At 72.3% G+C, this 15,528-nt stretch carries 16 protein-coding genes; 6 read left to right on the top strand and 10 right to left on the bottom strand.

Annotated elements, in window-relative coordinates; translation table 11 throughout:
- Positions 1–399 precede the first annotated feature (399 nt).
- The gene (locus tag ACFY29_RS27970) at positions 400–711 is read right to left on the bottom strand and encodes a MazG-like family protein (RefSeq protein WP_328417219.1); all 312 of its coding nucleotides are present in this window, start codon (positions 709–711) and stop codon (positions 400–402) included.
- Positions 712–887: 176 nt separating this feature from the next.
- Between ACFY29_RS27970 and ACFY29_RS27965 the strand changes: the two genes are divergently transcribed.
- Together ACFY29_RS27965 and ACFY29_RS27960 are read left to right on the top strand one after the other, a co-directional pair.
- The gene (locus ACFY29_RS27965) at positions 888–2,255 is read left to right on the top strand and encodes a hypothetical protein (protein ID WP_386991010.1); all 1,368 of its coding nucleotides are present in this window, start codon (positions 888–890) and stop codon (positions 2,253–2,255) included.
- A gap of 97 nt (positions 2,256–2,352) precedes the next feature.
- Entirely contained in the window at positions 2,353–3,981 is a 1,629-nt protein-coding gene (locus tag ACFY29_RS27960; RefSeq protein ID WP_386991008.1) for an alkaline phosphatase D family protein, read from the top strand.
- 67 nt (positions 3,982–4,048) lie between these two features.
- Here ACFY29_RS27960 and ACFY29_RS27955 read toward each other — a convergent pair whose 3' ends face one another.
- From ACFY29_RS27955 to ACFY29_RS27935, 5 genes are all read right to left on the bottom strand, one after another.
- The gene (locus ACFY29_RS27955; protein ID WP_386991006.1) at positions 4,049–4,762 is read right to left on the bottom strand and encodes a hypothetical protein; all 714 of its coding nucleotides are present in this window, start codon (positions 4,760–4,762) and stop codon (positions 4,049–4,051) included.
- Between the two features lie 253 nt (positions 4,763–5,015).
- On the bottom strand, positions 5,016–6,140 hold the full coding sequence (locus ACFY29_RS27950; RefSeq protein ID WP_386991004.1) for a DUF3626 domain-containing protein: 1,125 nt from the start codon (positions 6,138–6,140) through the stop codon (positions 5,016–5,018).
- A complete protein-coding gene (locus ACFY29_RS27945; RefSeq protein ID WP_386991002.1) occupies positions 6,124–6,591 on the bottom strand; it encodes a VOC family protein in 468 nt (155 codons plus the stop codon). The genes ACFY29_RS27950 and ACFY29_RS27945 overlap by 17 nt, the downstream gene beginning before the upstream one ends.
- A gap of 51 nt (positions 6,592–6,642) precedes the next feature.
- Positions 6,643–7,272, bottom strand: a complete 630-nt coding sequence (locus tag ACFY29_RS27940; RefSeq protein WP_386991000.1) for an MBL fold metallo-hydrolase — start codon at positions 7,270–7,272, stop codon at positions 6,643–6,645.
- Positions 7,269–8,357 carry an S-(hydroxymethyl)mycothiol dehydrogenase gene (locus ACFY29_RS27935; RefSeq protein ID WP_386990998.1) on the bottom strand — a complete coding sequence of 363 codons (1,089 nt, stop codon included), beginning with the start codon at positions 8,355–8,357 and terminating at the stop codon, positions 7,269–7,271. The genes ACFY29_RS27940 and ACFY29_RS27935 overlap by 4 nt, the downstream gene beginning before the upstream one ends.
- A 188-nt stretch (positions 8,358–8,545) precedes the next feature.
- Here ACFY29_RS27935 and ACFY29_RS27930 point away from each other — a divergent pair, with 188 nt between their 5' ends.
- The gene (locus ACFY29_RS27930; protein WP_386990996.1) at positions 8,546–8,965 is read left to right on the top strand and encodes a hypothetical protein; all 420 of its coding nucleotides are present in this window, start codon (positions 8,546–8,548) and stop codon (positions 8,963–8,965) included.
- A gap of 89 nt (positions 8,966–9,054) precedes the next feature.
- A complete protein-coding gene (locus ACFY29_RS27925; RefSeq protein WP_386990994.1) occupies positions 9,055–10,242 on the top strand; it encodes a low temperature requirement protein A in 1,188 nt (395 codons plus the stop codon).
- Between the two features lie 23 nt (positions 10,243–10,265).
- Here ACFY29_RS27925 and ACFY29_RS27920 read toward each other — a convergent pair whose 3' ends face one another.
- Both ACFY29_RS27920 and ACFY29_RS27915 read right to left on the bottom strand, forming a co-directional pair.
- A complete protein-coding gene (locus ACFY29_RS27920) occupies positions 10,266–11,165 on the bottom strand; it encodes an SDR family oxidoreductase (RefSeq protein ID WP_328417239.1) in 900 nt (299 codons plus the stop codon).
- Positions 11,166–11,239: 74 nt separating this feature from the next.
- The gene (locus ACFY29_RS27915) at positions 11,240–12,739 is read right to left on the bottom strand and encodes a flavin-containing monooxygenase (RefSeq protein WP_386990992.1); all 1,500 of its coding nucleotides are present in this window, start codon (positions 12,737–12,739) and stop codon (positions 11,240–11,242) included.
- Between the two features lie 112 nt (positions 12,740–12,851).
- Here ACFY29_RS27915 and ACFY29_RS27910 point away from each other — a divergent pair, with 112 nt between their 5' ends.
- Complete coding sequence (locus tag ACFY29_RS27910) at positions 12,852–13,517, top strand: TetR/AcrR family transcriptional regulator (protein WP_386990990.1); 666 nt, start codon at positions 12,852–12,854, stop codon at positions 13,515–13,517.
- A 1-nt stretch (position 13,518) separates the two neighbouring features.
- Here ACFY29_RS27910 and ACFY29_RS27905 read toward each other — a convergent pair whose 3' ends face one another.
- Both ACFY29_RS27905 and ACFY29_RS27900 read right to left on the bottom strand, forming a co-directional pair.
- Entirely contained in the window at positions 13,519–13,977 is a 459-nt protein-coding gene (locus ACFY29_RS27905; RefSeq protein ID WP_328417245.1) for a hypothetical protein, read from the bottom strand.
- Positions 13,977–14,456 (bottom strand): hypothetical protein, encoded by a 480-nt coding sequence (locus ACFY29_RS27900; protein WP_386990988.1) that lies wholly within the window; start codon positions 14,454–14,456, stop codon positions 13,977–13,979. Before ACFY29_RS27900 ends, ACFY29_RS27905 begins: the two co-directional genes overlap by 1 nt.
- Before the next feature lie 44 nt (positions 14,457–14,500).
- Here ACFY29_RS27900 and ACFY29_RS27895 point away from each other — a divergent pair, with 44 nt between their 5' ends.
- On the top strand, positions 14,501–15,493 hold the full coding sequence (locus ACFY29_RS27895) for a helix-turn-helix transcriptional regulator (protein ID WP_386990986.1): 993 nt from the start codon (positions 14,501–14,503) through the stop codon (positions 15,491–15,493).
- The last annotated feature ends 35 nt before the right edge of the window (positions 15,494–15,528 follow it).

The raw sequence follows: 15,528 nt of genomic DNA, 5'->3' as shown, positions 1-15,528 counted from the left end.
CGGCTCCCGGATCGCCCACCGCTCCCGGCGTCAGCCGGACATTCGACGCGCTCGACAACCGCTCCCGCCGTCAGCCGGACATTCGACGCGCGCCCGCCACCGTCCCGGCGTCAGCCGGACATTCGACGCGCGCCCGCCACCGCCCCGGCGTCAGACCGGGCCGGATGGCCATGGTCAACTCCAGATCACCGACATCGGGGCATCCCCGCGGCGGGATACCGCGACATCGCCGACACCGAGTCGATCACCCCGAAACCTCGCGATCCCGGCCCGGGGTCGACAACACCGGTGATACCTCAGAGGCATATTTATGCCTCACAGGTATCACGCCAACAACAGCGACCGACCGGAAGACGAGGGCTCGGGCTGGGGCCGCGGCCGGCGATCGGGACAGACCGGTCAGTCCGCGAGTCGGGAGCGGACCTTGGCAGCGCAGGAGTCCAGCGCCGTCCGCGCGTCCAGCCCCAGGCTCTCGATCGCCACCAACGCCGTGAAGGCGACATCGGCCAACTCCGCCGCCACGTCCTCGCGGGTATGAGTGACGCCCTTGCGCGGATTCTGCCCGAGCAGACCGATCCAGGCGGCCGACGCCTCCCCCGCCTCCTCGGTCAGCTTGAGGATGCGGCAGGTCAGCTCGGTCTGCCCGGTGCCGTTCGCCGCGTCCAACCAACCCCGCGACGCCCGCGCCGCTTCCCAGATCGACTCGTCCACGGCGACCAGTCAACCCGACCGATCCGCAGGGCCGCACAGCCGGGCCGCCCTGACTGGCCGGTCAGCGTAGCCATTGACTCTGGTCGACGGCAGTCCTAGGTTCAGGGCGCTACCGGCCGGTAGGCATCCGTCCCGCCTGGTCGCCCCCGGGCGACATCCGTCCGATGGGGAGCACGATGCTGTCCTCACCCTTTCGTACCCTCCGCCGCCTGCTCGCCGCCACCGCGACGCTGACCCTGACGGTCGGGCTGGCTGGCGCGCTGCCGGCCAGCGCCGCCGACCGCGACCCGGGGGGCAACCAGCCGCTGCCTGGCTACACCATCGAGAATCCGCCGCTGGCGCCGCTGGTCGTGGCCGGCAAACCCACGAAGGTACGCCAAGGCGTGCACCGCCACGCCGGATACATCATCGAGGTCCCCGCCCGGTGGAACGGTGACCTGGTGCTGTGGGCGCACGGCTACCGTGGCCAGGGCACGGTGCTCTCGCCGGAGCCGCCCGGCTTCGGGCTGCGCCAGCGGCTGTTGGAGCAGGGGTACGCCTGGGCGTCGTCCTCGTACGACCGCAACGGCTTCGACATCCGCTCCGGCGTGCTGGACACCAAGGAGCTGGCCGACCACTTCGGACGGACGGTCCGCCGGCCACACCACACCTACCTCGCCGGGGTGTCGATGGGCGGGTACGTCATCGGCCGCTCGCTGGAGCAGTACCCCGGCTACTACGACGGGGCACTGCCCATGTGCGGGGTGCTCGGCGACCAGACGCTGCTCGACTTCTACCTCGACTACAACCTGGTCGCGCAGACCCTCGGCGGGGTGCCCGCCTACCCCACGCCGGCCGACTACCTGACCAACGCCGTGCCTCGGATCCAGGTGGCACTCGGCCTGGCCGGGCTCACCCCCACCGGGCCGGACACCACCACCGACCGGGGCAAGCAGTTGCGGGCGATCACGGTGAACCGGTCGGGCGGGCCGAGGCCCGGCGCGGACGCCGCGTTCGCGGTCTGGAAGGACTTCCTCTTCTCGATCAGCGTGACCAGCGGTGGCGACTCCCCCGCCCAACGGCCCGGTCAACTCTCCACCAACCTGCTCACCCGCTACAGCCCGAACAGCCCGGTCAACGTCAACGCCACCGTGCCGCGGATCGCCCCGGAGAACGTTCGGCAGCGGCTCCTGCCGACGCTGACCGAGGTGCCGCGGATCGCCGGCCGCCCCACCGCGCCGGTGCTCAGCCTGCACGGCCTCGGTGACCTCTTCGTACCGTTCAGCATGGAGCAGGCGTACGCCACCGACGTGGCCCGGCACGGCCGCAGCAAGCTGGTGGTGCAGCGGGCCATCCGGGCCACGCAGCACTGCGAGTTCAGCCCGGCCGAGGCAGGCGCCGCCTGGGACGACCTGATGTCGTGGGTACGCACCGGCAAACGCCCGGCCGGCGACACGGTGACCGATCCGACGGTGGTGGCGCGTCCCGACTACGGCTGCCGGTTCAGCGACCGGGCCGCGTACGCCGCCGGTGTCGGCACCCGCCGTCTGTACGCGGCGTGCTGACCATGAGGCTGGCCAAACGGAACCGCCGTCAACGGGTCGGCGAACAGTCGTCACCGGGGCAGCGCAGCGGGCACTGTCGACGGTAGACACATAGACCATGACGAACACCCTCGACCGTCGTACCCTCCTGCGCATGGCCGGCGCGTCCGCCGGCACCGCCGTCCTGGCCGGCGCCACCCTCGCCGGCAGCGGCCCCGCCCAAGCAGCCGACGGCGCTTTTCGGCACGGGGTCGCCTCCGGCGATCCGCTGCCGGACGGCGTCCTGCTCTGGACCCGGCTGACCCCGACCGCCGAGGCGCAGCCCGGCTCCGGCGTCGGCCCCGAGGTCGACGTGACCTGGCAGGTCGCTGCCGACCCGGACTTCACCGCGGTGGTGGCCGCCGGGACGCAGCACACCGGTCCGAGCCGGGACCACACGGTGAAGGTGGCGGTGACGGGGTTGGCCCCGGCGACCACCTACTGGTACCGGTTCGGTCACGCCGACGGCTGGTCGCCGGCCGGGCGCACGATGACCGCGCCGCCCGTGGATGCCGAGATCGACCGGCTGCGCCTCGGCGTGGTGTCCTGCGCCAACTGGGAGGCCGGGTTCTTCGCCGCGTACCGGCACCTGGCAGAGCGCGGCGATCTCAACCTGGTGGTGCACCTGGGCGACTACCTCTACGAGTACGGCACCGGGGAGTTCGACGCGGGCGGCACCGTGGTCCGCGCGGTGCGGCCGGCGCACGAGGTGCTCACCCTCGCTGACTACCGGATCCGGCACGCGCTCTACAAGACCGACCCGGACCTGCAGGCGTTGCACGCGGCGCTGCCCTGGGTGATCACCTGGGACGACCACGAGGTGGCCAACGACCAGTGGTCCGGCGGCGCGGAGAACCACACGCCGGGCACCGAGGGGACGTACGCCGACCGGCTGGCGGCGGCCCGGCAGGCGTACCTGGAGTGGATGCCGGTGCGGGCCGGCGTGGACGGCGCGATCTACCGGCGGCTGCGGTTCGGGCGGCTCGCTGAACTGTCCATGCTGGACCTGCGCTCGTACCGCTCACAGCAGACGTCCGGCGCGGCGGTGGACGACCCGGGGCGCACCCTCACCGGGGACGCGCAGATGTCCTGGCTCAAGGCGGGGTTGGCCGCGTCGACTACCCGGTGGAAGCTGGTTGGCAACCCGGTGATGATGGCCCGGGTCGACGTCGGGGCGCTGCCCGCCTGGCTGCTCGGCCCGCTGGGCACCCTGCTTGGCATCCCGCAGAACGGGGCGGTGCTCAACGCCGACCAGTGGGACGGCTACAACGCCGACCGCAACGAGCTGGTCGACCACCTGCGGGCCAGTGGCACCACCGACGTCGTGTTCCTGACCGGTGACATCCACACCTCCTGGGCCAACGAGGTGACCACTCGCTCCACGGGCCCGTCCAACCCGGCCGCGGCCGAGTTCGTGGTGCCCTCGGTGACGAGCGACAACGTCAACGACTTCCTCGGTCTGCCGGCCGGCAACGCGCTCAGCGCGCTCGGCGCCGGGCTGCTCCGCTCGACGAACCCGCACGTGCGCTGGACGGAGTTGGACGGGCACGGCTACGGCGTGCTGGAGGTGACCCGGCAGCGGTGCCGGATGGACTGGTACCACCTGGCGGACCGGACCCGCGCGGCCAGCACCAGCCGCTGGGTTGCCGGCTGGTCGGTGGGTACCGGCTCCGCGAAGCTGCGCAAGGAGGTCGCGCCGCTGGCCTGACCCCAGGCACGACGAAGCCGGCCGGTCCCCTCTCGGGAACCGGCCGGCGTGCGTTGGCGCTGTCGTGTCACCAGAGCTGCTGGACGACGTCCGCAGCCTGCTCCTCCCACTGCGCGTACGCGTACGGGAAGGCGGAGACCTGAACGGTCTGCGCGGCGGCGGTCAGCGGCAGCTCCTGCCAGCCGCCCACGTTCTTCAGCGCGCTGAAGAACGCCGTGGCGGAGTACTCCGGGTCGGTGATCTGCTCGGGCGTGCCCCAACCGGACGACGGGCGCTGCTGGAACAGGCCCTGCGAGTCGTGGTCGTTGGACGCGCCGAGGTGGCCGAGGTTGTACAGCTTCGACTCCTGCAGCGAGGTGGCGATGCCGATCACCGCGCCACGGTCGCCGACGCCGGTCTTCTTGGCCGCGTCGACGATCGCCTTGGCGTTGTCGAGCTGCGCGTCGTCGAGCGGGATGCGCGACTGGGCACCTTCGATGCCGTGCGGGATCAGTTCGTCGCGGCTCGGCTTGCCGGCCGGCGGCTTGCCGGTGGCGGAGCCGGTGGTCAGCCCGGACTCGACAGGCTGCTCCTCCTGGCGTGCCGAGGTGGCGGCGTTGCCGGTGGCGAGGTCGATGGCGGCGACAGCGCCCTGGTGCGGCCCGGAGGTGACCGGGGCTGCCGCGGTGGTCGGTGCGAGCGCCAGGCCGCCGAGGGCGGCAACACCCGCAACGCTCAGCGCGGTCTTGCGGTACGAATCCTTAGCGATGGCGGGGAGCCATCGAGTGAAGTCGACCTTCACGATGGTTGCCCTTTCGATCGTGCGGAGCGCTCCGGGGTGAACACTCCTCGGGAGATGACCGCGGAAAGGGTTTGGGCTCCGGCGGTACGGGGGACACAACCAGGTTCACGTGTCGGGCATTCCGGAAATGCCAGGGCCCAGGCGAGCTGCGGTCCCGGTCACTCCGCGCACCGGACGGTCGTGACGTCGACGACCCGGACGTGGGCAGGCAGGGCGAAACCGGACGGCCGTGACCTGCGGAACAATCGAGTCGTCAGTGGGCGTGCGGTGCGCCGTACCGGACCACGACGTGCCAGAGCTGCTTGAGGTGTTGGAGGGTGACCGCAGCCGGTCCCCGGTCCGCCCAGCGGTCCGGCTCGGCGACCACCGAGGCCGCTGCCCGACCGATCAGCGCGGCCTCCACCGGTTCGCCCGGCCGGGCGAACTCGCGGTGCAGCCGAGCTGCCAGCACCGGGATGTCCGGGCCACGGAACGCCGGATCGACCCGATCGACCGGTAGTGCGAAGCCCGGGTGCCACCGCAGCGGGAAGCCGTACCGCCGGGCGATCAGCTCCAGCGTCGCGCCGACCGGGGTGCCGGCGAAGGACGGGTCCACCACCAGCGCCTCGACGTCCCGAGCGAGGTCGAGGGTGCCGTGAATCTGGGCTTCCACGTAGTCGTCCAGCGCCCGACCGGCCGAAGGCGGCGTGGTGGGCACAATCGGCCCGCCCAGCAGGGTCCGTACCAGTGTGCCGACGTCCATCCCGGCGCGTCCCAGGCATTCGCCGGTGGCGACGGTGCTGGCCAGGAGCGCGGCGAGCACCGGTTCGAGTACGTCGGCGGTGCCCGTTGTCCGGGGACCGAGGTGGCTGTCGCCAAGGCAGAAGGTGGCGCGGGCCAGCACGGCCGGGCGCAGCCGCAGGTGACAGGAGCCGAAGCGGGGACAGGCGCCGTCCGGATGGTCGAGCAGGTTCAGGCCGCCGTACGTGGGCCGATGCGCGGGCGCCGCCCCGGGGCGCTGGTACGCGCCGCCGAACATCCGTCGCTCCCAGCTGTCCCGGTCACCGCCGGGATACGCGCTGAGGCCACCGTTGGAGATCCCGGTGACGAACTGACTGCGGTAGACCCCGTCGGCGGCCAGCGCGGCGGCAACCGCCCGCCCGTCGGCGCACACCCGGTCGGGGTGGAAGTTGACGGTCAGCCGGCCGTACCTGACGACCGCAGCGAGCAGCTCGTCCGGCCGGTGGCCGACGTCGGCCGCGGCCAGCTCGCGAGCGACGGCCGCGAGCGCTGCGGGACGCTCGGCGAACGCCAGCGACCGCACGTACGCCAGCGCCGCCGCCTGCGCCGCAGTGAGAGCAACGGCGGGAGGCCCACCGGGCTCAGCCGTCGCTGTCACGTCCGGTGCCGAAGCCGTCCGCCCCGGTCCGCTCCTCCGGCGTACGCAGCTCCTGGAAGACGGTGATCTGGAGGTCGGCCGGGGCGTCGAGGCGGGAGTTGAGCGACTGCCAGGGCGTACGCGTGGGCGGCGCGATCTCGTTCGCCCCGGCGGCAACCAGACGGGCGGTGGTCGCGCGGGCGTCGTCCACCTCGAAGGCCACCCGGATGCGGGGCGCGACCTGTCGGCCCACCTCGACCTCGTCGATCATGCGCTTCTGCGCCGGGTTGGCGATCTCCAGGGTGGCGCGGCCGGCGTCCAGGATCACCACCCGGGCGTCACCCTCGCCGCTGAACGCCGCGTGCTCGGGCAGGCCGAGTGCGTCGCGGAAAAACGCGACGGCGGCCTCGTAGTCCGCTGCCTCCACCACAAGGCGCAGCTGACGGACGGCGGGCGCGGGCTGCTCGGTCATGCGCGCGATCCTAGCGTCGCGCTCACGAGCCCGATGATCAGCCGACCGGCCTCAGCGGCCCCGCGCCAGCCACTCCTGGAGGTGTGGAGCCTCCGCGCCGATCGTGGTGTCCTCGCCGTGCCCGGTGTGCACGACCGTCTCCGCCGGCAGGGTGAGCAGGCGGGTGCGGATCGACCGGACGATGGTGTCGAAGTCGCTGTACGAGCGGCCGGTGGCGCCCGGCCCGCCGGCGAAGAGCGTGTCGCCGGTGAACACCACGCCCAGCTCCGGCGCGTAGAAGCTGCACGCGCCGGGGCTGTGCCCGGGGGTGTGCAACACCTGCAGCGTGGTGCCGGCCACCTCGATGCTCTGCCCGTCGTGCACCTCGCCGTGCGGCGGCAGGTGGGGGTGGACCATGTCCCAGAGCACCCGGTCGGCGGCGTGCAGCAGCACCGGCGCGCCGGTGGCCTGGGCCAGCTCGGGCGCCACCCGGACATGGTCGTCGTGCGCGTGGGTGGCCAGGATCGCCCGGACCTTGCGGTCACCCACCAGAGCGAGGATCGCGTCCACGTCATGCGGCGCGTCCAGGATGACGCACTCACGGTCATCGCCGAGCACCCAGACGTTGTTGTCCACCTCGAACGTCTGCCCGTCGAGGGAGAACGTGCCGGAAGTGACCGCGTGGTCGACCCGGGCGGTCACGGGAACACCACCACCGAACGGAGTACGTCGCCGTGGTGCATCCGGTCGAACGCGTTCTCGACCTGGTCCAACGCGATCTCCTCGGTGACGAACGCGTCGAGGTCGAGCCGGCCCTGCAGGTACAGCTCGGTGAGCAAGGGGATGTCCCGACTGGGCAGGCAGTCGCCGTACCAGCTGGACTTGAGGGCGCCGCCCCGGCCGAAAACGTCCAGCAGTGGCAGCTCGACCGTCATCTGCGGGGTCGGCACGCCCACCAGGACCACCGTGCCGGCCAGGTCCCGGGCGTAGAACGCCTGCTTCCACGTCTCCGGTCGGCCCACCGCGTCGATCACGACGTCGGCGCCGAAGCCGCCGGTGGCGGCGCGGATCGCCTCGACCGGGTCGGTCTCGGAGGCGTTCACGGTGTGCGTGGCGCCGAACCGGCGGGCCCAGTCCAGCTTGCGGCTGTCGGTGTCCACCGCGACGATCGTCGTGGCGCCGGCCAGCGCCGCCCCGGCGACCGCCGCGTCCCCGACGCCGCCGCAGCCGATCACCGCGACCGAGTCGCCGCGGGTGACGTTGCCGGTGTTCATCGCCGCGCCCAGCCCGGCCATCACCCCGCAGCCGAGCAGGCCCACCGCGGCGGGTCGGGCGGCCGGGTCCACCTTGGTGCACTGTCCGGCGTGCACCAGGGTCTTCTCGGCGAACGCGCCGATGCCCAGAGCCGGGGTGAGCTCGGTGCCGTCGGTGAGGGTCATCCGCTGGCGGGCGTTGTGGGTGTTGAAGCAGTACCAGGGGCGGCCCCGGCGGCAGGCGCGGCAGACCCCGCAGACCGCCCGCCAGTTCAGCACGACGAAGTCGCCGGGGGCGAGGTCGGTGACACCCTCCCCCACCTGCTCGACGATGCCCGCCGCCTCGTGGCCGAGCAGGAACGGGTAGTCGTCGTTGATGCCACCCTCGCGGTAGTGCAGGTCGGTGTGGCAGACCCCGCAGGACTGGATCCGGACGATCGCCTCGCCGGGGCCAGGATCGGGCACCACGATGGTGGTGATCTCGACCGGCGCGCCCTTGCTGCGGGAGATGACTCCCCGGACTTCCTGGCTCACTTCGCCTCCTGCTGGTGGTGTGCGGCGGGGGCCGGGTGCCGGGCAGGCGGTTCGCGCCGAGTTCGACGGTGGGCCCCTGGCGAACCTACCGCGACCGCCACGGCCGGCCCAGTCGGCTGGTCGGCGGGTTATCGCGGGTCCCGGCGGGTACGCGGGCCGCAGTCGAGCCACGGCCACCGGGAGTGATCATGAAACTGGCGCATCTGCCGCTGCGGGTCAGCATCGGCGCGTTCGTCCTCAACTCGGGTCTGGGCAAACGGAACCTGGAGGGCGGTGCCGCCGAGGGCCTGCACGGGATGGCGGTCGGGGCTATGCCGCAACTCGCCCAGTTGGAGCCGGCGCGCTTCGCCAAGCTGCTGTCATACGCCGAGATCTCCCTGGGGGCCGCGCTGCTCGCGCCGTTCGTCCCGGCCACCCTGGCCGGGCTCGGCCTGACCGCGCTCGGCGCGGGCCTGGTGCAGCTGTACCTGAAGACGCCGGGGTTGCGCGAGCCGGGCAGCCTACGCCCGACCCAGCAGGGCACCGGGCTGGCCAAGGACTCCTGGCTGCTCGGTGCCGGGCTGACCCTGATGCTGGAGGGGTTGACCCACGGCCGGAAGCGCCATTGACCCGACCGTGCCGTGGGCCGGCGCGCCCGACGCCCATCCCCGAGGTCGTTATTGTGTGGGCGACCCGGCGGCCGGCCTGAGGAGTTGCGTTGACCCAACCCCGTTCCGCGCGGCCGTTCTACCAGCCCATGAGGCCCCGTCGCCGGGACGAACCGCACCGCTCCTCGACCCCGCTGGAGCTGTTCTTCGACCTGTGTTTCGTGGTGGCCGTGGCGCAGGCGGCCAGCAACCTGCACCACGACGTCTCCGAGGGCCACCTCGGCCACGCGGTGACCAGCTACCTGATGGTGTTCTTCGCGATCTGGTGGTCGTGGATGAACTTCACCTGGTTCGCCTCGGCCTACGACACCGACGACGACGTCTACCGGATCACCACACTTGTGCAGATCACCGGAGCGTTGATCCTGGCGGCCGGGGTGCCGCGCGCCTTCACCGACGGTGACTTCAGCATCATCACCTACGGGTACGTGGTGATGCGGCTGGCAGCCGTCGTGCAGTGGAGCCGGGCGGCCGCCGGCGACCCGGCGCACCGTGCGGCGGCCCGCCGCTACGCGATCGGCGTCACCGTGGTGCAGCTCGGGTGGTTGCTGCGGCTCGCCCTGCCCGAGGAGTGGGGCATCGCGTCGTTCGTGCTGCTGGCGTTGGCCGACCTGCTGGTGCCGGCGGTGGCCGAGCGCCCCGGAATGACCCCGTGGCACCCCCGGCACATCACCGAGCGGTACGGGCTGTTCACCCTGATCGTGCTCGGTGAGGCGGTGCTGGCCATCTCGGTGGCGATCCAGACCGGGATCGACGCCGGCAACCACGGCCTCTGGTCGCTCGCGGCGGCCGGCGCGGTGATCGTGTTCGCACTCTGGTGGCTCTACTTCGACCGGTCGGTCGAAGCGCCCGACCAACTGCCGTACTCCCTGATCTGGGGCTACGGCCACTACCTGATCTTCGCTGCGATCGCCGCGGTCGGCGCGGGCCTGGCCGTGGCGGTGGACCACGAGCGGCACATCGGGCACCTCTCCGGGGTGGCGGCCGGCTACGCGGTGGCCGTCCCGGTCGCCGTCTACCTGCTCACCGTCTGGATGCTGCACATCCGCCGCCAGCAGCACGGCGCGGTGGTCGTGGCCTTCCCGGTCGTCGCGCTGCTGGCGCTCCTCGCACCGCTGGGGCCGGTGGCGGTGCATCTGATCGCCCTGCTGCTCTTCGCCCTGGTGACGCTCACCGTGCTGCTACGCCAGCGGGACACCCTGCCGACCCGGGCGCCGGCCGGCACCGACCCGGCCTGACCCGCCGCCACACGATCGGACCGTCACCCGCCGGCCACGTCGCCAGCCGGCGTCGGGGCGGCGGTGGTCGGCGCGGCGGCGGTCGCCGGGCGGTCGACGCCCCGGTTCAGACCGGTGACCAGCAGCCGGTTGTACGAGGCCGGCAGGAGCCGGGCCAACAGGTCGGGCACCTTCGCCGACCAGCCGATCAGCACCCGCCCCCGACGGCGCTCCACGCCGCGCAGGATCACCTCGGCGGCGCGTTCCGGCGCGATGGTGAGCAGCTTCTCGAACTGCGCCCGGCCGGCCGCGTACTCCTCCAGCAGGACGCCACTGCCGACCCGGGCGTTCTCGGTGATCCGGGTGCGGATCCCGCCGGGGTGCACCGAGGTCACCCCGATGCCGTCGTCGACCAGCTCGTGTCGCAGCGCCTCGGTGAAGCCGCGCACCGCGAACTTGCTCGCCGAGTAGGCGGTCTGCCCGGCCGGGGCGATCAGCCCGAACAGGCTCGACACGTTGACCAGGTGCGCACCGGGCTCGGCCTTCAGGTTGGGCAGCAGCGCGTGGGTCAGCTGCACCACGGCCCGGAAGTTGATGTCGATCACCCAGCTGAACTCGTCGTACGTCACCTGGTCGAACCGGCCGCCCAGGCCGACCCCGGCGTTGTTGACGAGCAGCCGGACCCGTGGGTGTCGCTGGCCGATCTCCGCCGCCACCCGGGCGGTGGCCGCCGCGTCGGCGAGGTCCACCAGGTAGGTGTGCAGCTCGCGGTCCGGGTGTTCGGCGCGGATCGCGGCGGTGACCGCATCCAGCCGTTCGGCGTCGCGGTCCAGCAGGACCAGGTCGCTACCCCGATCGGCCAGCGCGTGCGCCAGCGCGGCACCGATGCCGCTGGCCGCACCGGTGACCACAGCCGTTGCGCCAACGAAGGCGAATCTCCGCACGATCGGTGCTCCTATCCTGGTTGGTCCTGGATACATGGCCGGTAGGGGGCGGGGTGGCGCCGGGACGGACGGGCTCAGCCGGCCCGGGGACGGACGGGCTCGGCCGGCTCGGCGACGGGGCGGGCGTGGGAGAACTGCACGCCCTCGTCGGTGAGCCGGCCGTGCCGCATCAGCAGCACGTCGCGAGCGTAGTTCTGGTACAGCCGCCACGGCGCGGTCGCACCCTGCTTGGGCAGCGCGTCGACGCTGCGCAGCACGTAGCCCGACCGGAGGTCGATGAGCGGCACCCGCTCGTCGTCGGGCGGCGGGAGCGGGGTGACGACCTGCTGGCCGGTGCGGTCCAGGTGGCGCAGCAGCCGGCAGACGTATCCGGCGACGAGGTCGGCCTTGAGCGTCCACGAGGCGTTGGTGTAGCCGATGGTCAGCGCGAAGTTCGGTACGCCGGAGAGCATCATGCCCTTGTAGGCGACGGTGCTGGCCAGGTCGACCTCGGTGCCGTCCACGCTGAGCGTCAAGCCACCGAGGGCGAGCACGTTGAGCCCGGTGGCGGTGACCACGATGTCGGCGGGCAACTCGTCGCCGGACGCGAGTCGGACGCCATGGGTGGTGAAGGTGTCGATGGTGTCGGTGACCACCGACGCCCTGCCCTGCTGCAGGACGGTGAACAGGTCGCCGTCGGGCACCACGCAGAGCCGCTGGTCCCACGGGTCGTAGCGGGGTGCGAAGTGCCGGTCGACGTCGTACCCGACCGGCAGCCGGCCCTTGGCGGCCCGGCGCAGCAGCCGCTTCACCAGCCCGGGCGCACGCCGGCTGAGCTGGAAGTTGGCGGTGGACAGCAGCACGTTCTTCCAGCGCACCACCGGATACGCGGCCTTCGCCGGGAGCCAGCGCCGCAGGGCGTCGGCCAGCACGTCGCGCGACGGCATTGCGATGACGTACGTGGGTGAGCGCTGGAGCATGGTCACGTGGGCGGCCCGCTCGGCCATGGCCGGCACCAGGGTGACCGCCGTGGCGCCGCTGCCGATCACGACCACGCGTTTGCCGCTGTGGTCGAGGTCGTCCGGCCAGTGCTGCGGGTCCACCAGCCGGCCGGCGTACGCCTCGACGCCAGGCAGGGGTGGGGTGTAGCCCTCGTCGTAGCGGTAGTAGCCGGCACAGGCGAAGAGGAACGAGCAGGTCAGCACGGCGGTCTCGGCGGTGTCGGTGCGCTGGGCGTGCACCGTCCAGCGGGCGGTGGCGCTGTCCCACTCGGCGCGCAGCGCCCGGTGCTGGAAGCGGATGTGCCGCTGCACGTCGTACTCCCGGGCGGTCTCCCGGACGTACTCGCGGATGGCCGCGCCGTCGGCGATGGCCTTGGGATCGGTCCACGGCTTGAAGGAGTAGCCGAGCGTGAACATGTCCGAGTCGGACCGGATACCCGGGTAGCGGAACAGGTCCCAGGTGCCGCCGACGGCGTCGCGTGCCTCCAGCACCGCGTACGTCTTGTCGGGGCAGTCGCGGCGCAGGTGGCAGGCGGCGCCGATGCCGGACAGGCCGGCGCCGATGATGAGCACGTCGACGTGGTCGGAGGGCATCGCGTTCCTCCATCCGGGGCGGTGGACGGACCATATCCACCGTCATCGACAGCCGTCAACACCCTGTCGAGTGTCCTCGACAGGGTGTTGAGTACGGGTAGCATCAGCGGCCATGACGACCGCCCGTACCGGCGCCGGCAGGGCGACCCCGCGCGGTCGCCGCGCCGCCCGCTCCACCGGCGACGACCGGGAGATGGCGATCCTGGCCACCGCCGAGCGGCTGCTGGAACAGCGGGCGTTCGGTGACATCTCGATCGACGATCTGGCCCGGGGCGCGGGCATCTCCCGGCCGACGTTCTACTTTTACTTCCCGTCCAAGGACGCGGTGCTGCTGACCCTGCTGGACCGGGTCACCGAAGAGGCCGACGCGGCCGCCGGAGACGTGCTGGTCCGGCTCGCCGAGGACCCCCGCGCCCGGTGGCGCGAGCTGATCCACCGGTTCCACGAGACGTTCGGCGCGCACCGCGCGCTGGTGCTCGCCTGCGCGCAGGTCCGTGGCACGAACGCCGAGGTACGCCGGCTCTGGGCGGCGGTGCTGGAGCGCTGGGTGCAGGCGATCGAGGCGGCCATCGTGGCGGAACGACGACGTGGCGCGGCCCCGGACGGGTTGCCCGCCCGGGACCTCGCCATCGCGCTCAACTCGATGAACGAGCGCGTCTGGTACGCCACCTTCGCCGGCGACGGACCGGCGGTCGCCGAGCAGGACGTGGTGGACGTGCTGCTCGACCTGTGGCTGGCCGGCATCTACCGGGACACCACTCCCCCACCGTCGACCTGATCTACTCCGCCGACTTGGCGAACGTCATGATCCAGTTGGTTTCCCAGGTGCGCTCGCCGTCGGTGGAGAACGCCTGCTCCCAGCGGGCGGTGGTCGCGGTGATCTCCGACCAGATGAACCGGCACCGGACCGGAAGCCCCTCATGCTGGTCGTCGGCGTAGAAGCGGCCGACCCCGTCGACGAAGCGGCCCACCATCGGCGGCTGCTCCAACTCGCCGCGGTCGCTGTTCATCCAGTAGATCGACCATTCCTGGCGCGCCGGGTCGAAGATCCTTATCGTGGCGCCGGCCGTGCCCTTGGTCGGGAAGGTGATCTCGTCGAAGTGGCCGCCGCCGCCGAAGAAGCCGTGGGCGACCGACAACCCCGGAAACTCCTCCCACTCGTCGGAGCCGACCAGCCGCTTGCGCAGCCGTCGGTTGACCACGTTCCAGGTGCCCACAAAGAAGTCGAAGTCGCCCATCAGCGGCCCACCGGCCCTTCCGCTCGCGTGTCCTGCAGATAACCGGTCAGATCGGGGCTCTCCGGCACCAGCATGTGCCGGACCCAGGCGGCCCGCTCGTGCTCCAGCACCGCCAACTCCCAGACGCAGCCCACCGCGGGGCGGCGCAGTTCGACGAAGTGTGCCGGATCCTGGTCGGGGCAGTCCAGTGCCGGCTGCCCCGCCGCCGCGGTGCGGATCTCCACCGCGTTGTCCCACACCCAGGTGTACGCCAGCAGGTACGCGCCGGTGTCCCCGCCCCGGTGCAGCACCACCCACCCGGCGGCCGGGGTGCCGTCGTCCGCCAGGTCGGCCAGCAGCGCGGGCAGCAGGTCGTACGCAGCCTTCTCCACCTCCGGCTCGATCGGCTGCTCCGGCTGGTCGATGTGGTACCGCTTGAACTGCCGACCGTTCACCATGACCGGTCCCGGCGTTCGAAGTTCCTTGTCGCGAAATGCCATGCTGGGACGGTAGAACGACTCCCCTGACAGCTAGTGTCAGTGAAGTGCGAGCCAGTCGACTTCTCTCCGTCCTGCTGCTGCTCCAGTCGCACGGCCGGCTGACCGCCGCGCAGCTCGCCGAGCGGCTGGCCGTCTCCCCGCGCACGATCTACCGGGACGTGGAGTCGCTGCACGCCGCCGGCATCCCGCTGTACGGGGAAGCCGGGCACGCCGGCGGCTACCAGCTGGTCGACGGCTGGCGAACCCGGTTGACCGGGCTGACCGCCGAGGAGGCCGATCGGCTCTTCCTGGCCGGGCTGCCCGGGCCGGCCGACGAGCTGGGCTACGGCGACGTGGTGGCCGCGCTGCAACTCAAGCTGCACGCCGCGTTGCCGGCGCCGCTGCGCGACCGGGCCACCCAGCTCCAGCAACGCTTCCACCTGGACACGCCCGGCTGGTACGCCGACGGCGACGCCTCCCCCGAGCTGGCCCGCACGGCCGAGGCGGTCTGGCGGCAGCACCGCATCGAGGTGCGCTACCGCAGCTGGAGCGGCGAGGTGACCCGGGTGCTGGAGCCGTACGGCCTGGTGCTCAAGGGCGGCCGGTGGTACGTGGTGGCCGACCGGCCCGGCCGTGGCGCACCGGCGACGTACCGGGTCAACCAGATCCTCGCGCTGACCCCGCTGGCGGAGGAGTTCGACCGGCCCGACGACTTCGACCTGCCGGCCTGGTGGCGGGCGCACGTGGTGCAGTTCCGCGCCCGGCTGCACCGCGACGAGGCCACCGTGCGGCTCTCCCCGGCCGGCCGGGCGCGACTACGCGAGATCGGCAGCGACCCGGTGGTGGCCGCGGTGGACGCCAGCGCCGGGCCGCCCGACGCGCAGGGCTGGGTGACCGCCGCGCTGCCGATCGAGTCGCTCACCCACGCCCACGGTGACCTGCTGCGCCTCGGCGCAGACGTGGAGGTGTTGACCCCGGTCGCGCTGCGCGAGCAGCTGGCCGCCACGGCGGCCGGACTGGCCGCCCTGTACGCCCCCGCCGAGAAGCCGGTCCGCTGACCGCACGCCCCACCCGGCCAATCTTCTCCACAGTG

It is taken from the genome of Micromonospora sp. NPDC000668, assembly GCF_042897975.1.
Classification (GTDB): domain Bacteria; phylum Actinomycetota; class Actinomycetes; order Mycobacteriales; family Micromonosporaceae; genus Micromonospora.
The sequence above is the reverse complement of the archived record's forward strand: the minus strand, read 5'-3'. Positions and strand labels throughout refer to the sequence as shown.